The following is a 3556-nucleotide window of genomic DNA, read 5'->3' on the forward strand; positions in this document are numbered from 1 at the left end:
TCGCCTCGCCGGCGATCCCGAAATCCTGGCGGAGGATCTGTTGCAGGAGCGCTTTCTGGCGCGCGAGGAGGGCTCCGGCACGCGCGTGCTGATGCAGCGTTTTCTGGAGCGAATCGGCGGCGGACGCGCCTTTGAGGTGATCGAAATGGGCACCAATGAAACGATCAAGCAATCGGTGATGGCGGGGCTGGGGATCGCGATGATTTCGGCCCACACCTGCCTCACCGAGATCGCCGACCGTCATCTGGTCGCGCTTCCGGTCGCCGGCCTGCCGCTGGTGCGGCAATGGTTCCTGCTCAATCGCTCGGATCGCGAATTGACTCGGGCGGCGCAGAAATTCCGCGAATTCATCCTGGAGCGGCGCGGCAAACTCCTGCCGAAGCTCTCGGCCTACGGGTTTTGACGTCAGTCTTTCAGGCCGAGTCGGCGGAAGACGATCGACGGCGGGCAGAAGCCGGTGACGGCCGATTGCAGCAGGTTCAGGCCGATGAAAGCCGTGAACAGCAGGAACCAGGGCGAGACGAAATAAACCAGCGCGACCGAGATCAGAATCATCGTCCCGGCGAGGGCGCGAACCGCGTCATTGATCGTCATGATCCAGCCTCCATTCAGCGCGCCACCGGCAGGTCGTGGCGGCGCCAGTCCGAAATGCCGCCGCCGAGATGGCCGTCAGCCGGCAGGCCCAATTTCCGCGCCTGGTTCAACGCCTTTTTCGAGCGGATTCCCGACTGGCAGTAGAAGATGATCTTGCGGTCCTTGGGGATGGTCGCGGCCGCGGTGGCGAAACGCGACAGGGGAACGTGGATCGCGCCGGGAATATGGCCTCCGGCCCATTCATTGTTTTCGCGCACGTCGACGAGGACGAAGGCGCCGTCTTGTTTGCGCAGGGCGTCGCGCAATTCTCCCGGCGAATAGGTCTTGTCGTCGCCGCCCGATTTGAACCAACCGAACATGATCGTCACTCCTTCCGCGCGCCGGCGCCCCCAAGCCTCCGAATTTTCATTCTTGAATTAATTCGAATAATCGAATATTACAAGAAAATAAAATCGGACGGCGAAAAAGCCGGCACAGGGGAGAGAAACATGGCGGAGATCGTCATCATGGGCGCCGGCTTGGGCGGCGTCATCATGGCCTATGAAATGAAGGACGCGATGCGGCCGGAGGACCGGCTGACCGTCGTCACCAAAGACCCGATCTATCATTTCGTCCCGTCCAATCCCTGGGTCGCCGTGGGGTGGCGCACGCGGGAATCGATCGAGATCGACCTGGCGCCGACTTTCGCCCGGCGCGGCATCGCGTTCAAGGCAGCGCCGGTGACCAAGCTCGATCCGCACGCCAATCGTCTCGAACTCGAAGACGGCTCTACCCTGACCTATGATTATCTGGTCATCGCCACCGGCCCCGAACTCGCCTTCGACGAGATCGAGGGCTTCGGCCCGGAAGGTTTCACGACCTCGATCTGTCATATCGATCATGCCGAAAAGACCGCGCTGACTTTCGAGGAATTCTGCAAGAAGCCGGGGCCGGTCATTACAGGCGCGGCTCAGGGCGCGTCCTGCTACGGGCCGGCCTATGAATTCACCTTCATTCTGGAAACGGAGCTGCGCCGCCGCAAGATCCGCGACCAGGTTCCGATGACCTTCATCACCTCGGAGCCCTATATCGGCCATCTCGGCCTCGACGGCGTCGGCGACACCAAGGGCCTGCTCGAAGGGGCTCTGCGCGAGAAGCATATCAAATGGATGACCAGCTCGCGGGTGAAGCAGGTTGAAAGCGGCAAAATGATCGTCGAGGAAATCGCCGATGACGGCTCGGTCAAGGCGACGCGGGAAATGCCCTTCGGCATGGCGATGATGTTGCCGGCCTTCCGCGGAATCAAGCCGCTGAGGGGCATCGAGGGTCTGGTCAATCCGCGCGGCTTCGTGCTGGTGGATCGCCATCAGCGCAACGAGACCTTCCAGAATATTTTCGCGGTCGGCGTCTGCGTCGCCATTCCGCCGATGGGGCCGACACCGGTGCCCTGCGGCGTGCCCAAGACCGGCTTCATGATCGAATCCATGGTCACGGCGGCGGCGAAAAACATCGGCGAAATCCTACGCGGCCGGAAGCCGATCTATCGCGGAGCCTGGAACGCCATCTGCCTCGCCGATTTCGGCGATACCGGCGTCGCCTTCGTCGCCCAGCCGCAGATTCCGCCGCGCAACGTCAACTGGTCGGCCTCGGGCCGCTGGGTTCATGCGGCCAAGATCGGCTTCGAGAAATATTTCATCCGTAAGATGCGCAAGGGGACGAGCGAACCGTTTTACGAATCCGCCGCGTTGAACATGCTCGGCGTCGGCAAGCTCAAGAGCGTCTCGACGGATTGACCGGTCGGGCCCGCGCAAGCTCCGCAGGCTAGCAAAAGCCTGCAGGAGGTGCGCCATGGCGTCGCAGCAGGATTCCGCTCTGGTCACGATCCCGGTTTCAGCCGGCGAACTCATCGACAAGATCGTCATTCTGGGGCTGAAGACCCGGCGCGTGCGCCATGCGCCGAAACGGCTGATGGCGGCAAAGGAGCTGGCCCTGTTGCAGGACGCCGCCGCGCCGATGCGCGCGGCTGACGCGGGCGGCGCAATCGCCGCGCTGGAGGGGAAGCTGGAACAGGTCAACGGCGCCTTGTGGGACGTCGAGGATTTTTTGCGCGTGCGGGAGCGCGACGCCGATTTCGGCCCGGCTTTCGTCGAGGCCGCGCGTCAGGTCTATCGCCTGAACGACGAGCGGGCGCGTTTGAAAAACGCGGTCAACGCCGCCGTCGGCTGCGCCCTCGTCGAGGTCAAGGAGCACCCGGACTATTAGCGCGCGACCTTCAGCGCCGCGTCGAAACCCGCCGCGCCGGGCCAGCCGGACAGCAGCTTGCGGCCGAGGATGAAGGACGGCGTGGTGGCGACGCCGATATCGTCGAGGAAATGCGACTGGGCGATGATGCGCGCGCGCACGTCGGGACTATTGGCCGCGTCGGTCAATTTGGCGACATCCAGTCCGAGCACCTGCGCCACGTCGAGCGCGACGTCGCCGTCGATCATGCCCTTGCGCGCATAGAGGCGGCGATGGAATTCATAGGCCTTTTCGGGACCGTAGACGATCAGCGCCGCCTGTCGGATCTTCGCCGCTTGCACCGAACCCGCCGATAATTGCGGGCTGTCGATCAGGCCGAGCCGCAGCTTCTTCTTCGCCACCCGCGCGTCGAGCGTCTCAAAAGCGGCGCGGCAATAGGGGCAATTATAGTCGAAAATCTCGATCGCCGAGGGACCGGCGCCGAACCAGGACAGGCCGGGGACGGAATCGGGATTGGCCGTCGGCGGCAGCGGCGTGAGCGGCAGTTCATCGACAGGGGCGGCGACGGCGCAGGCCGGAACCGCCGCCGCCAGGACCGCCAGGAAGGCGCGACGTTGCACGAAAAACTCCCTGTTCAGCCGACCGAGAAGACCGGCGCGCGCCGGGCCTGTTTCGTCAATTCCTCGCGCACCGCGCGGGCGAGATCGAAATAGGATTTGGCCTGCGGGGAATCCGGCGCGAC

The 3556-nt window shown here is 63.7% G+C and carries 6 protein-coding genes; 3 read left to right on the forward strand and 3 right to left on the reverse strand.

All coding sequences use genetic code 11. From position 1 onward, the window contains the following. The coding region (locus ACE3S9_RS16675; RefSeq protein WP_374547599.1) for a LysR substrate-binding domain-containing protein at positions 1 to 403 on the forward strand (403 nt) is incomplete at its 5' end. Between the two features lie 2 nt (positions 404 to 405). Here the strand turns inward: ACE3S9_RS16675 and ACE3S9_RS16680 are convergent. Then, positions 406 to 594 (reverse strand): DUF2892 domain-containing protein, encoded by a 189-nt coding sequence (locus ACE3S9_RS16680; protein ID WP_374547600.1) that lies wholly within the window; start codon positions 592 to 594, stop codon positions 406 to 408. Between the two features lie 14 nt (positions 595 to 608). Continuing rightward, positions 609 to 953, reverse strand: coding sequence for a rhodanese-like domain-containing protein (locus tag ACE3S9_RS16685; RefSeq protein ID WP_374547601.1), 345 nt, complete (start codon positions 951 to 953; stop codon positions 609 to 611). Positions 954 to 1082: 129 nt separating this feature from the next. On the opposite strand from ACE3S9_RS16685, the gene ACE3S9_RS16690 reads away from it, so the two are divergent. Next, entirely contained in the window at positions 1083 to 2366 is a 1284-nt protein-coding gene (locus ACE3S9_RS16690; protein ID WP_374547602.1) for an NAD(P)/FAD-dependent oxidoreductase, read from the forward strand. A 55-nt stretch (positions 2367 to 2421) separates the two neighbouring features. Next, positions 2422 to 2835 carry a DUF6165 family protein gene (locus ACE3S9_RS16695; protein WP_374547603.1) on the forward strand — a complete coding sequence of 138 codons (414 nt, stop codon included), beginning with the start codon at positions 2422 to 2424 and terminating at the stop codon, positions 2833 to 2835. Here ACE3S9_RS16695 and ACE3S9_RS16700 read toward each other — a convergent pair. Beyond that, positions 2832 to 3434, reverse strand: a complete 603-nt coding sequence (locus tag ACE3S9_RS16700; RefSeq protein ID WP_374547604.1) for a DsbA family protein — start codon at positions 3432 to 3434, stop codon at positions 2832 to 2834. The two genes, ACE3S9_RS16695 and ACE3S9_RS16700, sit on opposite strands and share 4 nt — an antisense overlap. Positions 3435 to 3556 lie beyond the last annotated feature (122 nt).

Origin of the sequence: Rhodoblastus sp. (genome assembly GCF_041915505.1) — a bacterium.
GTDB lineage: Bacteria > Pseudomonadota > Alphaproteobacteria > Rhizobiales > Beijerinckiaceae > Rhodoblastus.